Source organism: Stenotrophomonas sp. YJH_SMC_16, from assembly GCF_059367875.1.
In genome coordinates, this window is the sequence record NZ_JCAFRH010000002.1 from 304,855 (window position 1) to 323,547 (window position 18,693).

Below are 18,693 nucleotides of genomic sequence, written 5' to 3' on the forward strand. Positions count from 1 at the left end.
ATCCGGCGGTGACCACCGCACGGGTGGTTCGCCCTTTCCCCAGGAGCACGCCATGACCGGTTATCGCTGCCTTCCCATCGCTCTCTCGCTATCTGCGGGCCTGCTGCTGGGCGCCTGTTCCAATCCCCAGGAGGCCAGCAAGGCCACCGCCGCCGAGGACGTGACAGAAGTAAGGCTCATCCCTGCCTACGAATCGCTGGACAAGGACAAGGACGGCATCGTCACGCTGGCCGAGGTGGATGCCGTGGCACCGGACTGGGCCGAACGACTGCACGCCTGCGACACCGACCGCAACAAGACGCTGAGCCGCGGCGAGTACGACGTATGCAAGCAGACCAGCGCTTCGCATTGATCCATCATTGAGCCCTCGACTGGCGCTGCGCATGCCGGCTATACCAAGGTATAGCCGGGCTAACCCACGAGCCTCTAGGCCCGTCCCATTCAGGGGCGGACAATAGCGCCACTGGCCAGGGCAATCCTGGCCGGCACCCTCCCCTCATGGAGACGCAGATGGACCCCGACCCTGCCGGGCGCACCGCGCCCCGGATGACCGCTTGTTGCCTGTTCCTGGCGCCTGCCCGCCGGCCCCTGCCTGCCTGAGTGACGGGGGGCCGCCAGGCGCCGTTTGCCTGGAGAGCACCCCCATGTCCTACAAGATCCTCTACATCACCCTGCGCCGCCTGATCGGCGAGCGCGATGTTGCCGCGCTGCGCAGCCAGCTGCTGCAGCACGGCCCCGTGATGTTTGCCCGTTCGCTGTCACTCGGTTCGCCACGCGTGGTGGCCGACGCCTTGTCGCTGCTGCCGATCAGCGAGCGCATCACCGTGCTGCGTCATCTGCCCTATCCGCTGCGTGATGCGATGAAGCCGCTGTGCATCGGCGGCAGCCAGCGCCTGCACATGCAGCCGTGGTCGCCGGCGGTGCTGGCGATGCGCCACGCCTGATCGGTTGCATCCGTTCCGTTCGTGTTCCGGCCCCGGCCGGCTCTGACATTCGAGGAGAGTCCCATGAGCCTGCTCAACGCCTGGTTCAATGCCTTCCTGCGCAGCCGTCGCGCAGGCAACCTGTTCCGCCGCCGTGCGATGCCCGAAGCCGGGTTTGGCCCGGGCAGCGCCGACGCGGCACCGTTCGCGCTCACCACCGGCCTGGTCACCCTGGCCCAGCAGGAGGAAGCCGAGCTGCTGGCCACGCTGGGGTCGCATGCCGATGGCCTCAGCCCGCATGAGGCCGAGGACCGGCTGGCGACGCTCGGCCCCAACGAGGTGGATCACGAAAAGCCGCTGCCGTGGTGGCGGCACCTTTGGCAGTGCTACCGCAATCCGTTCAACCTGCTGCTGACCGTGCTGGCGGCGGTGTCCTGGCTGACCGAGGACATCAAGGCCACCATGGTGATCGGTGCGATGGTGCTGCTGTCCACGCTGATCCGCTTCGTGCAGGAGGGCCGCTCGAACCGTGCAGCCGAGCGGCTGAAGGCGTTGGTCGGCAATACCGCGCGCGTGCTGCGCCGCAATCCCGGTACCGAGGCCGCCGATGTGGCCGACCAGTACTTCGGTGCGCACCTGCACAGCCGGCGCCCGGCGCGCCTGCTGGACCTGCCGATCCGCGAACTGGTGCCCGGCGACCACATCGTGCTGTCGGCCGGCGACATGATTCCGGCCGACTGCCGCGTGCTGACTGCCAAGGACCTGTTCGTGGCACAGGCCGCGATGACCGGCGAGTCGCTGCCGGTGGAGAAGTTCGCGCACCCGGGCGACGGCCTGGCTGGCCTGCTGGAACAGCATAACCTGCTGTTCATGGGCACCAATGTGGTGTCCGGCACTGCCACCGCCGTTGTGCTGGCCACCGGCAACCGCACCTATTTCGGCACGCTGGCCCTGCGCAGCACCGCCACCGACCGTGCGCCGACCGCGTTCCAGGCCGGCGTCAACAGTGTCAGCTGGCTGCTGATCCGCTTCGCGCTGGTGATGGTGCCGTTCGTGCTGCTGATCAACGGCTGGACCAAGGGCGACTGGACCGAGGCGTTCCTGTTCGCGCTGTCGGTGGCGGTGGGCCTGACCCCGGAAATGCTGCCGATGATCGTCACCTCCACCCTGGCCAAGGGCGCGGTGCTGTTGTCGCGGCGCAAGGTCATCGTCAAGCGCCTGGACGCGATCCAGAACTTCGGTGCGATGGAAGTGCTGTGCACCGACAAGACCGGCACCCTCACCCAGGACAGGATCGCGCTGGAGCGGCACACCGATGTGTTCGGCCACGATTCGGAAGACGTGCTGACGTTCGCCTATCTCAACAGCCACTTCCAGACCGGGTTGATCAACCTGCTGGACCGCGCGGTGCTGGAGCACGTGGAGCTGCAGAGCTCGCTGCGGTTGTCGCAGGACTACCACAAGGTGGATGAGATCCCGTTTGACTTCGAGCGCCGCCGCATGTCCGTGGTGGTGTCCGAGCGGGAGGACCATCACGAGCTGATCTGCAAGGGCGCCGTCGAGGAAATGCTGGCGGTGTGCAGCACTGTGCGCGAGAACGGCCTGGATATGCCGCTGGACGAGCGCCGCCTGGCGCGGGTGAGGCAGACCACTGAGGAACTGAACGAACAGGGCCTGCGGGTGGTGGCGGTGGCAATGAAAGAGACCGCGGCCAGCCAGACCGTCTACTCGCAGGCCGACGAGTGCGGATTGACCCTGGTCGGTTACGTGGCCTTCCTGGACCCGCCGAAGGAATCGGCTGCGCAGGCATTGCAGGCATTGGCCGCACACGGCGTGGAGGTAAAGGTATTCACCGGTGACAACGAGCTGGTCACCGCCCGCGTCTGTGCCCAGGTCGGGCTGGATGCCGACACCATCCTGACCGGCCCTCAGATCGAGCGCATGGATGACGGCGCGTTGTCGCGGGCACTGCACCACCACCGCGTGTTCGCCCGCCTGACGCCGCTGCACAAGGAGCGACTGGTGCGCGAGCTGCGCGCACAGGGCAAGGTGGTCGGCTTCCTCGGCGACGGCATCAACGATGCCCCGGCGCTGCGCGCGGCAGACATCGGCATCAGCGTGGACAGCGCGGTGGACATTGCCAAGGAGGCCGCCGACATCATCCTGCTGGAAAAGAACCTGATGGTGTTGGAGGAAGGCGTCATCCAGGGCCGGCGCACGTTCAACAACATGCTGAAGTACATCCGCATGACCGCAAGCTCCAACTTCGGCAACGTGTTCTCGGTGCTGGTGGCCTCCGCCTTCCTGCCGTTCCTGCCGATGCTGCCGCTGCAGCTGCTGGTGCAGAACCTGCTGTACGACATCTCGCAGATCGCCATCCCGTTCGACAACGTGGACGAGGAACTGGTACGCAGGCCGCTGAAGTGGAACCCGGCGGACATCGGCCGCTTCATGGTGTTCTTCGGGCCGATCAGCTCGATCTTCGACCTGACCTGCTTCGCGCTGATGTGGTACGTGTTCGATGCGCGCACCGCCGGCGACCAGAGCCTGTTCCAGTCCGGCTGGTTCGTGGTCGGCCTGCTGACCCAGACCCTGATCGTGCACATGATCCGCACGCCGAAGGTACCGTTCCTGCAGAGCATCGCCGCGCCGCCACTGCTGCTGATGACCGGCCTGATCATGTCCATCGGCGTGGCCCTGCCGATGAGCCCGTTGGCCGGTTACTTCAAGCTGCAGGCGCTGCCGGCTGGCTACTGGCCGTTCCTGGTGGCGATCCTGTTCGGCTATGCGGTGCTGACCACCGCGCTGAAGAAGTTCTACATCCGCCGGTACGGGTGGCAGTAAACGCCCGCCGCTTGTCCAGGGAGAAACACAATGGACATCAATCCCAACCTGCCGGCCTTCAACGCCGGCGCGACCCTGAGCTCGCTGATCAGCCTGTCGGTGGCGTTCGTGCTGGGCACGGTCATCGGCCTGGAGCGGCAGCTGCGCCAACGCACCGCCGGCCTGCGCACCAATACGCTGGTAGCGGTGGGCGCGGCAGTGTTCGTCGATCTGGCGGTGCGCTTCCATGACCTGTACGGCGGTCCACCCTCGCCGCTGCATGTGGTGGCCTATGTGATCTCCGGCGTCGGCTTCCTCGGCGCCGGTGCGATCATGAAGGACGGCGCCCAGGTGTCCGGCCTGAACACCGCCGCCACCCTGTGGGGCTCGGCGGCGGTAGGTGCGTGTGCCGGTATCAAGCTGCTGCCCGAGGCGGTGCTGGCGGCAGTGTTCGTGCTGGCCGCCAACACCCTGCTGCGGCCGGTGGTGAACCGCATCCAGCGGCAGCCGCTGCCGGAAGCGTTCAGCGAGGCGACCTATGCGATCAACGTGGTCTGCCAGCGCGAGCAGCAGGCCGAGGTACTGGACCGGTTGTTGCTGCTGCTTGAGCAGGCGCAGTACCCGGTGCGCGCGGTGGACCAGCGGCCATTCGGCGAGCGCGATGTCGAGATCGAAGCTGTGCTGTACGCCACCACGGTCGATGGCGGCGAACTGGATGCCGTGCTGGCGACGTTGGCGGCCACGCCGGGTGTACTGCAGGGGTTCTGGAACGCCAGCCTGGAGGAGTAGTGCCGGCCGCTGATGGACGCATCCCGCCGGGCATGGCCCGGCGCTACCGTGCACCGCCTTGGTAGGTGCCGACCGGTCGGCACAATCCGTCAGGCACCATGACCGCGCACAACCCATGCCGACCAAGGTCGGCATCTACCGAACAGCGCTTTGCTATCCTTTCCACCCACGCCAGGGAGCCATCCCGATGCCATCGCTGTCGCCCCGCCGCCCCCTGGTCGTGCTGGCCCTGATCATCGTGATGGCGGCCATCTTCCTGGTCGATACGGTTACCGACTACGCCGTTGCCGCCGCCTGCTTCTACGCTGCCGTCATCCTGGCGGCGTCACGGCGCCTGCCCGCACGCGGTCTCATCCTGCTTGCCGCGGTCTGCATCGCGTTGACCGGCCTCAGTTTCTTCCTGACCCGCTTCGGCACCTACCGCATCGGCCTGGTCAATTCAGCGATCGGCATGCTGGTGATCGGCATCACCACGTATCTGGCATTGAAGATGGAAGCGGCCAAGGCCGCGGTGCAGGATGCGCAGGCCCGCCTGCTGCGGGTGGCGCGCGCCTCGACCGTGGGCGAACTGACCACTTCCATCGCGCATGAAGTGAACCAGCCGCTGGCGGCCATCGCCAGTAGTGCCGAAGCCTGCCAGCGTTGGCTGGCACAGGATCCGCCGAACGTGGACAAGGCACGCCAGACCGTGGCCCGCATCCTGGCCGACGCGCACCGTGCCGGTGACGTGATCGCCCGCATCCGCGGACTTACCCAAGGCGCCGCTCCGGAACGGCACGCCTTCGACCTGAACCAGGCCGTGGAGGAAATGCTGGCGCTGTCGCGCAGTGAACTGGACCAGCATGGCGTGGCCGTGGCCCTGCTGCTGGATGCCGACCTGCCCCCGGTGCAGGCCGATCGTGTGCAGGTGCAGCAGGTGATCGGCAACCTGATTCTCAATGCGGTGGACGCAATGGAAACCGTGCCTCCCGCCGACCGACGCCTGTCGCTGCTGACCCGACGTGACGGTCAGCGGGTCAGTCTCAGCGTGCGCGACCGCGGCGTCGGCCTGCCCGCCGATCATCCCGAGCGTGTATTCGATGCCTTCTGGACCACCAAGTCACACGGGCTGGGACTGGGCCTCAGCCTGAGCCGTTCGATGATCGAGGCCAACGATGGCCAGATCCGCGCCGAACGACCAGCAGGCGGCGGTGCCTGCTTCGTCTTCGACCTGCCCATCGCCACGGACGTTCAACATGCGTAAGCCCGTTGCCCCTGCCATCGACCCAGCACCCATCGTCTATGTAGTCGACGACGATCCGTCGGTGCGCGCCGCACTGGAAGACCTGCTGGCCTCAATGGGCCTGCAGGTGCGGGCGTTCACTTCCACCCAGGCCTTCCTCGAACACGAACTGGAAGATGCGCCGGCCTGCCTGGTGCTGGACGTGCGCATGCCCGGCCAGAGTGGGCTGGAGTTCCATCGCACGATGGGCAGTCACGGCCTGCAGCTGCCCGTGGTGTTCATCACCGGCCACGGCGACATCGCGATGGGCGTCAACGCGATCAAGGACGGGGCCATCGAGTTCCTGACCAAACCCTTCCGCGACCAGGAACTGCTGGATGCCATCCACAAGGGCATCGAGATCGACCGCCAGCGCCGCCGCGAGGGCGACGTGCTCGGCGCGCTCCAGCAACGCTGGGATTCGCTGAACGCGGGCGAGCGCGAGGTGGTCGATGGCGTGGTACGCGGCCGCCTCAACAAGCAGATCGCCGGCGACCTCGGCGTCAGCGAGATCACGGTGAAGGTGCGCCGCGCACAGGTGATGCGCAAGATGGGTGCGCGCACCCTGGTCGACCTGGTGCGGATGTATGACCGCCTGCAGGCGGGTACTGCGTGAACGCATCGGAGCCGGTAGAGGCGACTGGCAGTCGACTGCTGTTCGTCCGGACGGGGAAACCTCACGCCTTGCGCATTAGTCGACTGACAGTCGACTCTACACGTGGGTACCGCGCGCTTCGCCCTGCATCCTGCTCTCCCTCGTCGATGGGTTTGAACGCCGCTACTTCTTCGTCGCCAGTACGATCACCCCGGCCACCACCAGGCCGATGCCGCTCCACTCCCGCAGCGTCGGACGTTCGCCCAGCAGCAGGTAGCCCAGCACGATCACCAGCACCACACTGAATTTGTCGACCACTGCGACCTTGGCCAGCTCACCACTCTGCAGCGCGCGGAAATAGAACAGCCATGAAGCGCCGGTGGCCAGTGCCGACAGCACCAGGAACAGCTGGGTGCGGCCCGGCAGCAGCAAGGGATTGGACCATTTGCCGGTGACCACCACCAGCGGCAGGATCACCGCGGCCACCACCAGGGTGCGGATCGCCATGGCCAGGTCCGAGTCGACGCCCTTGACGCCAACCTTGGCGAACAGCGCGGTCAGCGCTGCGAACACGGCAGACAGTCCGGCCCACAACAACCATTGCGGCAGGTTCTGCATGAAGTGCTGCTCCCGGTTCAAAGGGGGGTGCCGACAACGCTACTCTCATCGCCCGCCCGCGCAAGTCCGGCAACGGCGCGTGCGGATCATGCGCGCTGCAGGCGACGCTTCAACTGCGTATCCATCAAGCCCACCGCCAGCAGCACCGCGCTGGTCAGCCAGCCAGCGGCCAGCAGATGGGTGTGCGGCAAAACCACGCCCAACACGACCAACGCCACTGCACCGACCAGATGCGAATACGGGGCGCGCCCGTACACGATGCGCTTGTACAAGGCGCTGCCCAGCAGGTAGATCAACGGTCCGGCAACCAGCACCGTAGCGTAGACCAGGGTCACCGCCGCGCCAGGATGGTCCATGACCAGGTCATTGCCGACCGCGGTGGCGATGATGCCGGCGATCAGCAGCGCATGCACGTAGTGGAAGTTGGCCCCCATCCGCCCGGCGTCCTCGGAATGGGTGATCGCCGCGGTGGCATCGCGGCTGGAGATGCCGAAATACAACCACCACATGGCGATGGTGCCGGCGAAGGTGGCCAGCACCGCCGAGACCACATCGCCGCTCCAGTGCTCGACCTCGCTGAGCACGCCGCCAGTGGCCAGCAACGTTTCACCCAGCGCGACGATGACGAACAACTGGCAACGTTCGGCCAGGTGCCCGCCTTCGATGGTCCACTCGCGGGTGTGCGAACGGCCCAACCCCGGAAACGCGAAGCCGAACATCGGCGAGATGTACTCGCAGGCCACCGCCACCGCCCACAAGGCCAGGCGCAGGTTGCCCTCGGCAGCAGCGCCTGCCAGCCAGAAGCAGGCCGACACGCTCACCCACGCCAGCATGCGGCGGAAATTGGGCGCCAGCGGATGGTTGCGCCCGACCTCCAGCAGCACGAACACCGTGCGCCCGACCTGCATGGTGGCGTAGGCCCCCGCGAAGACCCAGGCGCGTTCAGCGAAGGCCTCGGGAATGGATGAGGACATCAGCAACGCCAGCAGCATGGTGACGAACAGCAGGCTGCGGATGCGTGGCGTCTCCGGATCGAACCAGTTGCTGACCCAGCAGGCGTACTGCCAGCCCAGCCAGACCGCGAACCACAGCACCAGGGTCTGCATCACCCCGACCAGATCCAGGTGATGCAGCAGATGGTGGCTGAGCTGGGTAACCGCAAACACGTAGACGAGGTCGAAGAACAGCTCTTCGTAGGTCACGCGGGCGTGGTGGCCATCGCGCTGGCGCAGGGCAGGCAGTCGCAGTCGTGTGCTCATGGCCGTCCTTCAGCGCGCCAGGCGCCAGTACAGCAGACCGGCCAGCAAGGCCGGCACCGCGAACACCAGCAGCAGGATCGGCAGCTCCTCCCGGACGGCGTAGCCGGCCTTGCTCACGCCCACCCACATGTTGGCCACCGTCACCAGCAGCCAGGTGGCGATGAACGCGATCAGGGCCGTGGGCAGCTGTGACTGGCCTACGCTCCACAGCCGCCCGAAGAGCAGGAACACCCCCAACAACAGCACCCCACCCACCATCACCAGAAGCACGTGCATGGTCCATCTCCTTGAGCCTGCTGGCAGGCTAGCCGCGGCCGATTCTGCGCTCCAGCCGATGATCGTGGTTTCACTTTCCAGCCTCCCCGAACAATCCCAATCCCCGAACCACATAGCAAACGAGAACGGTTCCCATTAGTATTGCGTCATCGCGCAGGGATGCCCTCCCCGTGCCCGCCCCTTGCCCCTGCTTCCGGTCCGGATGTCCCGACTACCTTCCCCACACCCTCCTGCGCTGCCGCTGGTGTCCTCGCTGGTGCGCCACTACGAGGAACTGGTGGAGTACCTGCGCTGCCGTTTCCGGTCGCCAGGGCTGGCCCGTGAAGTGGTGCACGACGTCTGCGTGCGGCTGCTGGAACGCCCCGCCGCCTACGATGCACGGCAACCCATCGCACTGCTGCGGCGCATCGCCCACGATGCGGCGGTGGACCGCTGCCGCGCCGAGGCTCTGCGCCGGCACTGGGTGGAGTCGCGTGCCGAACTGCCCGATGACGCCTGCCCACGCCCAGGCCCCGAGCAGCAGGCGCAGGGACAGCAGGCGTTGCAGCGCCTGAGCGCGACCATCGAGCGCATGCCCTGCCGGCGCCGGCAGGTCTTCATCCTGCACAAGATCCACGCGCTGCCGCAGGCCGACGTCGCGCAGCGCATGGGCATCGGCCTGAAGGCGGTGGAGCGTCACCTGCGGCTGGCCATGGCCGATTGCCGCCAGCAGGGCACGCTGCAATGAGCGATGCACCTGCACCACCGCCGCCACCCGAAGTCCCCAGCACCGACCAGATCCTGGACCAGCATCGGGACGCCCTGAAGCAACGCTTTCCGCTGCCCGACCCGGAAACGCTGCGCCGCCGGGGTGGCGGCGCGAAGCGGGTACTGCCCGTGTTGCTGGTGCTGGCCGGCGCCGTACTCGTGGCCGACCCGGCCTGGCAGGTCCGCGATTACCAGACCGGCGTGGGCGAACGCCGTGAACTCGTCCTGGCCGACGGCAGTCGGGTACAGCTGGATGCAGGCACCCGCGTGCAGGTGCGCCGCCATCTGCGCTCCCGGCAGGTGCTGCTGGAACAAGGGCGGGCACGCTTCGAGGTGCAGCACTCGGCCTGGCGACGCTTCGGGGTGGATGCCGGCCCGGTCCACGTGCGCAATTACGGCACGGTGTTCGACGTCGACCGCCAGGGGGAACTGAGCGAAGTGACACTGTGGCGCGGCGAGGTCGGCGTGCGCGTCGACGAGGGCGGCAGCGAACAGCGGCTGGAGCCAGGGCAGCGCCTGCTGGCCCAGCGCGGTTCGCTGTCACCTCCGGAAGCCATCGATCCAGAGCAGGCGGACTGGACCACCGGACGCCTGCAGTTCGACCGCATGCCACTGACCGAGGTCCTGCGCATCCTGCAGCGCTATCACGACCGTCCCATCGTGCTGGACGACCCAGCGCTGGGGCCCCTGCAGGTGTCGGGCGTCTTCGATGCCGACCGCGCCGAGACCGTACTCGCGCTGCTGCCCGAGATCCTGCCGGTGCAGGTGCATGCCGGCACCGATGGCAGCCTGCATCTGCGCGCCCGCGATTGAATGCCACACCGAGGGTGGGTTGCGCGCCGTCCCATCCGGCAGGTGCTTGAACCCTTCCGAAGGACCCCCGCATGACCCGCCCTGTTCCGCCTGCCGCCCTGCGCCGGCTGGCCCCCACCCTGCTCGCTGCCTGCCTGTGTGCAGCCCTGCCCGCCACGGCGCAGACCGCTGCGTCCGCACCCATCGAGCTGCATCTGCCGGCCGGCCCGTTGCAGGCGTCGCTCAACTCGCTGGCGCGGCAGAGTGGCATCCAGCTGCTGTTTGCGGCCGACAGCGTAGGCGGCCGCAGCGCCCCGGCTGTTGATGGCCGTTACACCCCGCGCGAAGCCCTGCAGCGGCTGCTGGCCGGGCAAGGCCTGGCCCTGCAGGAACGTTCGCCGGGTGTGTTCGTGGTGAGTGCCGCATCCGCGCCGGCCACGCCGCGCCCCTCGGCCCGGGCCGCGTCTTCGGCGCCGCAATCCGCCACGGCGACGTCGCTGGCCCGCGTCACGGTATCGGCGTCGACCGCGCGCATGCCGCAGGGCGAGACCGCCATGCCCAATACCATCACGGTGCTGACCCGCGAGGACATCGCCCAGCAGCTGGCGCTGGGTTCGGATGTGTCGCGAGTGCTGTCGTCGCAGATCCCGGCGTTTGCCCCGGCGCGCGAGAAGATGTCCAACTACGGCGAAACCATGCGCGGCCGCGGCATCCTGTACATGGTCGACGGTGTGCCGCAGTCCACGCCGCTGCGCGATGGCTCGCGTGATTCGCACACCATCGACCCGGCGATGATCGAGCGCATCGAGGTCATCCACGGCGCCAACGCGCTGCAGGGCATCGGCGGTACCGGCGGCATCGTCAACATCATCACCCGCAGTGCGCCCAATGAGCCTGGCGCGTTCCTGCTCGACACCAATGTCAGCTACAGCTCCGCCCTGCCCAGCCGCCACGATGACAATGGCCAGCGCGGCTCGGCCCTGGTGGGCGTGCGCGGCGAGCAGTTCGACCTGGTTGCCGGCCTGGCCTATGAGAAGCAGGGCCTGTACCACGACGGCGAGGGCCGATCGATCGGCACCAACGCGCAGGGCGAGCTGATGGACTCGACCTCATCGATCGTGTTCGCCAAGCTGGGCTGGAACATTGCCGAAGGCCACCGCCTGCAGGTGATGGCCAACCGCTACGAACTGCGCGGGCGGGACAATTACCTGGCCATCAACGGTGACTACCGGACCGGTCGCCCGACCATTTCGGTCCCCGGCGATACGCCACTCGATCCGCCGATGAACCGCTCGCGTTCGCTGACGGTGGACTACAGCGCCGCCGACCTGCTCGGTGGCCGTTTCCAGGCGCAGGCCTTCGCGGTGGATTTCGAAGGCCGCTACGGTGCCAGCCAGTGGGACCCGTGGGGCAACACCGGCGCCAACGCCGCCTGGGACCAGACCCAGAACGAATCGGACAAGCGCGGCTTCAAGCTGACCCAGAGCTGGACCCGCGTCGCCGACACCACGCTGGACGTGACCCTGGGCCTGGACGGCCTGCGCGACCGCACCCACCAGGTGCTGCTGGCCAGTGGCATGAACTGGGTGCCGCAGACCACCTACCAGAGCCTGTCACCGCTGCTGCAGCTGCACTGGTGGCCGACCGATCACCTGATGCTGTCCGGCGGCCTGCGTTACGAGAAGGGCGAGCTGGACGTGGGTGACTACACCACCCTGCCCCGCTACGGCGCTCGCAAGGTGGCTGGCGGCAAGCCGACCATGAGCGAGACCCTGCCCAACTTCGGCGCGGTCTGGTACATCAACGACCGCCTGAACGCCTATGCCTCGTACTCGGAAGGCTACACCGTGGCCGACGTCGGCCGCGTGCTGCGCGCGATCAACCGCGACGGCCAGCGCGTGGACAGCCTCATCGACCTGTCACCGGTGGTGTCGGACAACCGCGAGATCGGCCTGGAGTACGACGATGGCCGCTTCAGCGGCGACATCGCCTACTACACCTCCGAATCCAGGCTCGGCTCGGTACTGATCTACGATCCGGGCATCGATGCCTATGCGGTGCAGCGCCAGGCCACCCGCGTGGAAGGCTTTGAAAGCAACCTGCGCCTGCGGTTGGGCGACAGCCGGCTTGGCCTGGGCTATGCGCGCGCCAACGGCCGCTACGATGCCGACGTTGACGGTCGCCTCGACAGCGACCTGGCTGGTGTGAACATCGCACCGAACCGGCTGACCGCGTTCTGGGAACAGAGCTGGACGCCGCAGCTCAGCACGCGCCTGCAGGCCAGCCATGCCTTCGACCGTGATTTCGACCTGCGTGGCGCGCAGGTGGCGGAGTTCAAGGGTTACACCACTCTGGATCTGGTCGCGCGCTATACGCTGGACAAGCACGCCTTCACGCTGGGCGTGCAGAACCTGGCGGACAAGCAGTACATCAGCTACTACTCGCAGACCACGCCGTCGAATCCGAGCTATTTCTCCGGCCGCGGCCGGGTGCTGACGCTGGGGTGGCAGTACCGGTACTGATCCATGGCGCCCTTATGGGAGCCATGAAATCTATGCGAGACGCGATGAAGGGGGCCCATGCTAGTTTCTGGGCCTCCTTCAAACGGACGTGAACCATGCGTTGTTCCCTGCTCGCCTTCGCCCTGGCCGCTGCTGCTCCGGTCGCGCACGCCAGTGCCGCCGACGCACCACTGCCGCAGCTGCGGGCCTACACCGTGGACACCTCCTGGCTGCAGCCGATGGCACCGCTGCAGATCGCCGACCACACTTGGCAGATCGGTACCGAAAACCTGACCGCGCTGCTGGTGCAGACCGCCGAGGGCGCAGTGCTGCTGGACGGCGGCATGCCACAGATGGCCGGCCACCTGCTGGACAACATGAAGGTGCGCGGCGTGGCCCCGCAGGACCTGCGACTGATCCTGCTCAGCCATGCGCATGCCGACCACGCCGGCCCGGTGGCCGAGCTCAAGCGTCGCACCGGCGCGCACGTGGTGGCCAATGCCGAATCAGCGGTGCTGCTGGCGCGCGGCGGCAGCAACGACCTGCACTTTGGCGACGGCATCACCTATCCGCCCACCAGCGCCGACCGCATCATCATGGATGGCGAAGTGGTCACGGTGGGCGGCATCGCATTCACCGCGCACTTCATGCCGGGGCACACCCCGGGCAGCACCGCCTGGACCTGGACCGATACGCGCGACGGCAAGCCGGTGCGCATCGCCTACGCCGACAGCCTGAGCGCGCCGGGCTACAAGTTGGCGGGCAACCCGCGCTATCCGCGCCTGATCGAGGACTACAAGCGCAGCTTCACTACCGTGCGCGGCCTGCCCTGCGAACTGCTGCTGACCCCGCACCCGGGTGCCAGCAACTGGAACTATGCCGCCGGCAGCAAGGCCGGCGCCAAGGCACTGACCTGCAGCGCCTACGCGGATGCGGCCGAGAAGACGTTCGACGCGCAGCTGGCCAGGGAAGCTGCGGCACACCGCTGATCCTGTAGAGCCGAGCCTACGCTCGGCTTGCCGGAAGAAAACAGCCGAGCGTGGGCTCGGCTCTACACAGGACACGTGGGAAGGTGCCGGTCAGGGCGACCGGCACCTGCGACCATCAGCCACCCTGCCCGTGCTGGGCAAACGGCTCGGTGCTGCCGTCGGTGCGCACCAGCTCGACAGTGTATGGCTGCACGTAGCCGTCGGGCATTTCCATGCCCGGCGAACCGGCCGGCATTCCGGGCAGCACAAGCCCGCGCACCGCCGGTCGCTCGGCCAGCAGTCGCTTGATGTCCTCGGCCGGGATGTGGCCTTCAACCACGTAACCACCGATCTCGGCGGTGTGGCAGGACGCCTTGCCGACCGGTACACCCAGGCGGACCTTGATCGGGTTCATGTCGTCGGTGTCGCGCACATCCACCTGGAAGCCTTCGGCCTTCAGGTGATCGACCCAGATGCCGCAGCAGCCACAGCTGGCAGTCTTGTGCACGATGGCGATGGGCAGTGCAGGATCCACCTGCGACGGACCGGCCATGATCGGTGCCGCAGGGGCTTCGCTGGCAACCGGCGTGGCGGCGGATTCTTCGGCGGCACGCGCGCAGGCGGAGGTGGCCAGCACGGTGCCCAGCAGCAGGCCGACGGAGAGAGAACGGTTCATGGTGTTGATTCCTTTGCAGATGCGGGCAACGCGGCCCGCTGCCTGCGCATCGAAGGCACAGGCAGAGTCGAGAATGAGTCGAGCAGCTATGGCAGGCACTTGAGGCCTGCAGGGAATCACACGATGGGAGGCCGTAACGGGTCCGGCAACGGCGGCGGTGCGCGTTGCTGGGCGCTGGCTGGCAAAGGCGCCTCACGCCATGGCAAGGCGGGCGTTCCGCTCAGGGAGGCCAGCATGCCGAGGCTGGCCGGCGGGCATTCGCACTCATTGCTCTGGCAGACCGTTGATGCTGCATCGTCGCAGCATCCGGCCATGGCCGCCGAATGCGGTGCAGCGCAATGGTCCTGGCTGGCCGGGCCGCTGTACGAAGACGCGGCGAGCGCCAGCGCCGGTGCATTCAGCACCAGGGCGACAAGCAACATCCATCGCAGCAGCAGGCCAGGGAGGTTCACACGCCGATGATAGCCGATGCGCGCGCTACGCAATCGCCGCGGCCATCGCCTGCACCCGCACCGGAATCGACTTGGCGGCGGGCGTGCCGCTGATGCGGTCGTAGTAGTCCAGCGGCAACAACGGGTTCAGCTCCGGGTAGTAACCGGCCAGCGCGCCGCGCGGCATCGGGTAGTCCAGCACGGTCAGGCCCTCGATGCGCCGCTGCACGCCATCGCCGCTGATCGTCTCCAGGCTGACCAGCGCCTCCTTCTGCAGTCCGCGCGCCAGCCGGTCCTCGATATTCATGAACAGCACCATGCGATCGTTGTACACGCCGCGATAGCGATCGTTGTAGCTGTAGATGGTGGTGTTGTACTGATCGTGCGAGCGTACCGTGGCCAACCGCAACATGTCCGGATCGTGCACCGGATCGTCCACGTCCAGGCCGGGCATCACCAGGATGTTGGCCTTGCCATTGGGCGTGGGCCAGACGCGGCGGCGCGGCGGAATGTCCAGATGGAAACCGTGTGGCTGCTGGATGCGCTCGTTGAAGCCGGTGTAGATCTCCGGGTACACGGCAGCGATCAGATCGCGGATGGGCGCATAGTCGTGCATGCAGCGCGCCCAGTCGACCTTGCTGTGCGGCAGCGCAGCCATCGCCATGCGGCAGACGATCTCGACCTCAGGCAGCACCTCGGTGCTGACCGGTTCGAGCACGCCGCGCGAGGCGGTCACGTTCGACATCGCGTCTTCGATGGTGACGAACTGCTCGCCGGCCGGCGTGACGATGCGCTCCGAGCGCGCCACCACCGGCAGGATCAGCGCATCGCGGCCATGAACCAGATGACCGCGGTTGAGCTTGGTGGCGATGCCCACGGTCAGGTCCAGCCCACGCATCGCTTCATACGCGCGAGGCGTATCGGGCACCGCATGGATGAAGTTGCCACCCAGGCCGATGAACACCTTGGCGCTGCCGTCCAGCATCGCCTCGATGGATTCAACCACATGATGGCCATGCTCACGCGGCGGATCGAAGCCGAACACCTGCTGCACGCGGTCCAGATAGGCCGGCTTGGGCTTCTCGTCGATGCCGACGGTGCGGTCGCCCTGCACATTGGAATGCCCACGGATCGGCCCGATGCCCGCACCGGGCTTGCCGAAGTTGCCGCGCAGCATCAGCAGGTTGGCGACCTGCTGCAGCAGGCGCGAGCCATACTGGTGCTGGGTCAGCCCCATGCCGTAGCAGATCACGGTGGCCTTGGAGCGGATGTAGATCTCCGCACAGCGTCGGATCTGCGCCTGCGAAATGCCGGACACCTGCACGATCTCGTCCCAGTCCTGCGCCATCACGTCTTCGCGCAGCGCCTCCAGGCCCACCGTGTGCTCTGACAGGAACGCATGGTCGAGCACGCGCTCGCCCTGCGCCTCGCGCTCGAACATCACCTTCATCATGCCTTTGATCAGAGCCAGGTCGCCGCCGATACGGATGTGCACGAACTCGCTGGTGATCTCGGTCGAACCGAACGTGGCCATCTGCACCACGTCCTGCGGCTCGGCAAAGCGGATCAGGGCGCGCTCGGGCATCGGATTGACCGCCACGATCGGGATGCCGCGTTTGCGCGCCTCGACCAGGTTGCTCATCATCCGCGGTGAATTGGTGCCGGTGTTCTGGCCGATCACGAAGATCGCCTCGGCGTGCTCGAAATCCTGCAGCACGATCGTGCCCTTGCCCACCCCGATGGCCGGCGGCAGGCCGCGGCTGGTCGGCTCGTGGCACATGTTCGAGCAGTCCGGGAAGTTGTTGGTACCGAACTCGCGCACAAAGATCGAATACAGGAACGCCGCTTCATTGGGCGTGCGCCCGGAGGTGTAGAACTCGGCCTGGTGCGGGCTGTCCAGCGCCTGCAGGTGGCGGCCGATCAGCGCGAAGGCATCATCCCAGCTGCACGGCACGTAGTGGTCGGTGGCTGCGTCGTAGCGCATCGGCTCGGTCAGCCGGCCCTGCATCTCCAGCCAGTAGTCGGTCTGCGCCATCAGTTCGGTAACGGTGTGCTGGGCGAACAACTCGCGACCGGCGCGGAACTGGGTGGCCTCCCAGGCCAGCGCCTTCGCGCCGTTCTCGCAGAACTCCAGCTTTTTGCGTTCGTCGGCGTCGGGGAACGCGCAGCTGGGGCACTTGAAGCCACCCGGCTGGTTCATCGCCAGCAACGCCTTCGAGCCTTTGCCGATCACGCTTTGCTGCAGCAGCACCTTGGCCGTGGCACCGGCGGCACCCCAGCCACCGGCCGGCTGGTTGTACGGCTTGTAACGCGGTGGCTTCTGCTCGGACATGTTCGGGAACCTGGCGGGAGGAACGCGGCAACAATGGGCACAACGCGGTCCGGCGGTGCTTTCCAACGCACGGCCAGCCCCACAGTCAAACACGGCCTGCACGGCTTCGCCAGTGGGTGCACGCTGTTTTCAGCGCAGCCTGCCATGACAACGGTTACACCCGCGTCAGCGCATGGCCACTGCGCTATTCTCGACGCCGTGGGTGATCCACCACCTGCGTATCTCCTTAGTCCGGACGCGCTGCATGCCTGATTCGACCCCACCGCACACCCCGCCTGCCGGCACGGCCCTGCGCCCGTTGCAGCGCTGGCGCAGCGAGGGGCAACAGCCGCTGGTCGACGTGGTGGCTGAGGAAGTGCCGGTGGCGCTGCGTTACAACGGCGCCGCCTTCGCGGTGATGATGGCCACACCCTGCGACCTGGAGGACTTTGCGCTGGGCTTCTCGCTCAGCGAGGGATTGATCGCTACGCCTGCCCAATTGCTGGCCATCGAGGTACGACCGCAACTGGAAGGCATCGAGCTGCAGATGACCGTGACCGAGGATGCACCCGGTGCCGACCTGGATCCGGCCAACGGGCGCCTGCTGCCCGGCCACGGTGGCTGCGGCCTGTGCGGCACGCGCCAGCTGGAGGAAGTGCTGCGGCCACTGCCCGAGGTGCGCGAACGGCGAACCTACCCGCCAGCAGCCCTGCAACGGGCGCTGGCCACGCTGGTGCAGCATCAGCCGATGAATGCGGTGAGCGGTTCGACCCATGCCGCGGCCTGGGCCGACGCCAGCGGTCGCATCGGCTGGGTGCGCGAAGACGTCGGCCGCCACAACGCGCTGGACAAGCTGATCGGCGCCCTGCATCACAATGAACACACGATCGAGGGGGGGCTGCTGGTGATTTCCAGCCGCGCCAGCTACGAAATGGTCAGCAAAGCCGTACGGGCCGGCGTCAGCGTACTGGCTGCTGTCTCGGCACCGACCGCGCTGGCGATCGACCTTGCCCGTAGTGCAGGCCTGTGCCTGGTCGGGTTCGCGCGGGAAAGCGGATTCAACGTGTATACCCATCCCGAGCGGCTGCAGGCGAACGATAACCGGGACGACTGAGAACGACCGGGAGCACGACGCCCCCGGTCTGGCACAGCTCAGCGCAGCGCCACCTTCGGGAAGTCCACCGGCACGTCGAACGCTACGTTGACGTAGTTCGTGAACAGGTTGAGCGCTACGTGGGCGAGGATCTCAACGATCTGCTCATCGTCGAAGCCGGCCGCACGCAGCGCCTGCACATCGCCATCGGTGACCTGCGCACGCTGCTCGACTACCTTCAGCGCGAAGTCCAATGCCGCCGAGGTGGCCGGATCGCTGGACTGACCGATCTGTGCAGCGGCCATCTGCTCGCTGCTGGCACCCGCCTTGCGGCCCAGCGCGGTGTGTGCGGCCAGGCAATACTCGCAGGCATTGCGGTTGGCGATGGCCACGGCGATCTGCTCGCCCAGCAGCGGCGACAGGCGACCGCCGCCCAGCGCGCCGAACGAACCCCACATGCTCTGCAGGGCGGCTGGCGAGTTGGCCACGGCGCGGAACATGGCCGGGGTGGCGCCGAAGGCAGCGTGGACCTGACCCAGCAGGGCCTCGCGGTCGGCGGTGGTGTTGGCGGCATCGATCAGGGGGACACGGGACATGGTGGATCTCCTTGGGAAAGCGCCCGGGATTGGA

At 67.2% G+C, this 18,693-nt stretch carries 17 protein-coding genes; 11 read left to right on the top strand and 6 right to left on the bottom strand.

The genetic code is table 11. The annotated features are described in order from the left end of the window. Positions 1-52: 52 nt before the first annotated feature. The 6 genes from AC5P6E_RS06130 to AC5P6E_RS06155 all read left to right on the top strand — a co-directional run bounded on the left by AC5P6E_RS06130 (position 53) and on the right by AC5P6E_RS06155 (position 6,412). Positions 53-352, top strand: coding sequence for an EF-hand domain-containing protein (locus AC5P6E_RS06130; RefSeq protein WP_019337231.1), 300 nt, complete (start codon positions 53-55; stop codon positions 350-352). Positions 353-644: 292 nt separating this feature from the next. After that, a complete protein-coding gene (locus tag AC5P6E_RS06135; RefSeq protein ID WP_005413574.1) occupies positions 645-944 on the top strand; it encodes a hypothetical protein in 300 nt (99 codons plus the stop codon). Between the two features lie 63 nt (positions 945-1,007). Next, complete coding sequence (gene mgtA, locus AC5P6E_RS06140; RefSeq protein WP_019337230.1) at positions 1,008-3,767, top strand: magnesium-translocating P-type ATPase; 2,760 nt, start codon at positions 1,008-1,010, stop codon at positions 3,765-3,767. A gap of 30 nt (positions 3,768-3,797) precedes the next feature. Next, a complete protein-coding gene (locus AC5P6E_RS06145; RefSeq protein ID WP_019337229.1) occupies positions 3,798-4,535 on the top strand; it encodes an MgtC/SapB family protein in 738 nt (245 codons plus the stop codon). Between the two features lie 187 nt (positions 4,536-4,722). Beyond that, positions 4,723-5,778 (top strand): ATP-binding protein, encoded by a 1,056-nt coding sequence (locus tag AC5P6E_RS06150; RefSeq protein ID WP_019337228.1) that lies wholly within the window; start codon positions 4,723-4,725, stop codon positions 5,776-5,778. Then, entirely contained in the window at positions 5,771-6,412 is a 642-nt protein-coding gene (locus AC5P6E_RS06155; protein ID WP_019337227.1) for a response regulator, read from the top strand. The genes AC5P6E_RS06150 and AC5P6E_RS06155 overlap by 8 nt, the downstream gene beginning before the upstream one ends. A 162-nt stretch (positions 6,413-6,574) precedes the next feature. Here the strand turns inward: AC5P6E_RS06155 and AC5P6E_RS06160 are convergent, their stop codons facing one another. From AC5P6E_RS06160 to AC5P6E_RS06170, 3 genes are all read right to left on the bottom strand, one after another. Continuing rightward, positions 6,575-7,009: an EamA family transporter gene (locus AC5P6E_RS06160; RefSeq protein ID WP_029550730.1), complete on the bottom strand. Its 435-nt coding sequence runs from the start codon at positions 7,007-7,009 to the stop codon at positions 6,575-6,577. A gap of 86 nt (positions 7,010-7,095) precedes the next feature. After that, positions 7,096-8,268: a low temperature requirement protein A gene (locus AC5P6E_RS06165; protein WP_495230772.1), complete on the bottom strand. Its 1,173-nt coding sequence runs from the start codon at positions 8,266-8,268 to the stop codon at positions 7,096-7,098. A 9-nt stretch (positions 8,269-8,277) separates the two neighbouring features. Then, positions 8,278-8,544 (bottom strand): hypothetical protein, encoded by a 267-nt coding sequence (locus tag AC5P6E_RS06170; protein ID WP_010485461.1) that lies wholly within the window; start codon positions 8,542-8,544, stop codon positions 8,278-8,280. Between the two features lie 202 nt (positions 8,545-8,746). Here AC5P6E_RS06170 and AC5P6E_RS06175 point away from each other — a divergent pair, with 202 nt between their 5' ends. The 4 genes from AC5P6E_RS06175 (at position 8,747) to blaL1 (ending at position 13,573) form a co-directional block, all read left to right on the top strand. Continuing rightward, entirely contained in the window at positions 8,747-9,271 is a 525-nt protein-coding gene (locus tag AC5P6E_RS06175) for an RNA polymerase sigma factor (protein ID WP_241874860.1), read from the top strand. Then, entirely contained in the window at positions 9,268-10,104 is an 837-nt protein-coding gene (locus AC5P6E_RS06180; protein WP_430371429.1) for a FecR family protein, read from the top strand. The genes AC5P6E_RS06175 and AC5P6E_RS06180 overlap by 4 nt, the downstream gene beginning before the upstream one ends. 71 nt (positions 10,105-10,175) lie before the next feature. After that, positions 10,176-12,605 carry a TonB-dependent receptor gene (locus AC5P6E_RS06185; protein ID WP_495230773.1) on the top strand — a complete coding sequence of 810 codons (2,430 nt, stop codon included), beginning with the start codon at positions 10,176-10,178 and terminating at the stop codon, positions 12,603-12,605. A gap of 95 nt (positions 12,606-12,700) precedes the next feature. Continuing rightward, positions 12,701-13,573 (top strand): L1 family subclass B3 metallo-beta-lactamase, encoded by an 873-nt coding sequence (gene blaL1, locus AC5P6E_RS06190; protein ID WP_495230774.1) that lies wholly within the window; start codon positions 12,701-12,703, stop codon positions 13,571-13,573. 115 nt (positions 13,574-13,688) lie between these two features. On the opposite strand, the gene AC5P6E_RS06195 is transcribed toward blaL1, so the two are convergent. Continuing rightward, the gene (locus AC5P6E_RS06195) at positions 13,689-14,228 is read right to left on the bottom strand and encodes a DUF411 domain-containing protein (RefSeq protein WP_100050621.1); all 540 of its coding nucleotides are present in this window, start codon (positions 14,226-14,228) and stop codon (positions 13,689-13,691) included. Positions 14,229-14,705: 477 nt separating this feature from the next. Continuing rightward, positions 14,706-16,991: an FdhF/YdeP family oxidoreductase gene (locus tag AC5P6E_RS06200; protein ID WP_495230775.1), complete on the bottom strand. Its 2,286-nt coding sequence runs from the start codon at positions 16,989-16,991 to the stop codon at positions 14,706-14,708. A 244-nt stretch (positions 16,992-17,235) separates the two neighbouring features. Here AC5P6E_RS06200 and fdhD point away from each other — a divergent pair, with 244 nt between their 5' ends. Then, positions 17,236-18,084, top strand: a complete 849-nt coding sequence (gene fdhD, locus AC5P6E_RS06205) for a formate dehydrogenase accessory sulfurtransferase FdhD (RefSeq protein WP_495230776.1) — start codon at positions 17,236-17,238, stop codon at positions 18,082-18,084. A gap of 38 nt (positions 18,085-18,122) precedes the next feature. Here the strand turns inward: fdhD and AC5P6E_RS06210 are convergent, their stop codons facing one another. Then, positions 18,123-18,659, bottom strand: coding sequence for a carboxymuconolactone decarboxylase family protein (locus tag AC5P6E_RS06210; RefSeq protein WP_019337220.1), 537 nt, complete (start codon positions 18,657-18,659; stop codon positions 18,123-18,125). Between the last annotated feature and the right edge of the window lie 34 nt (positions 18,660-18,693).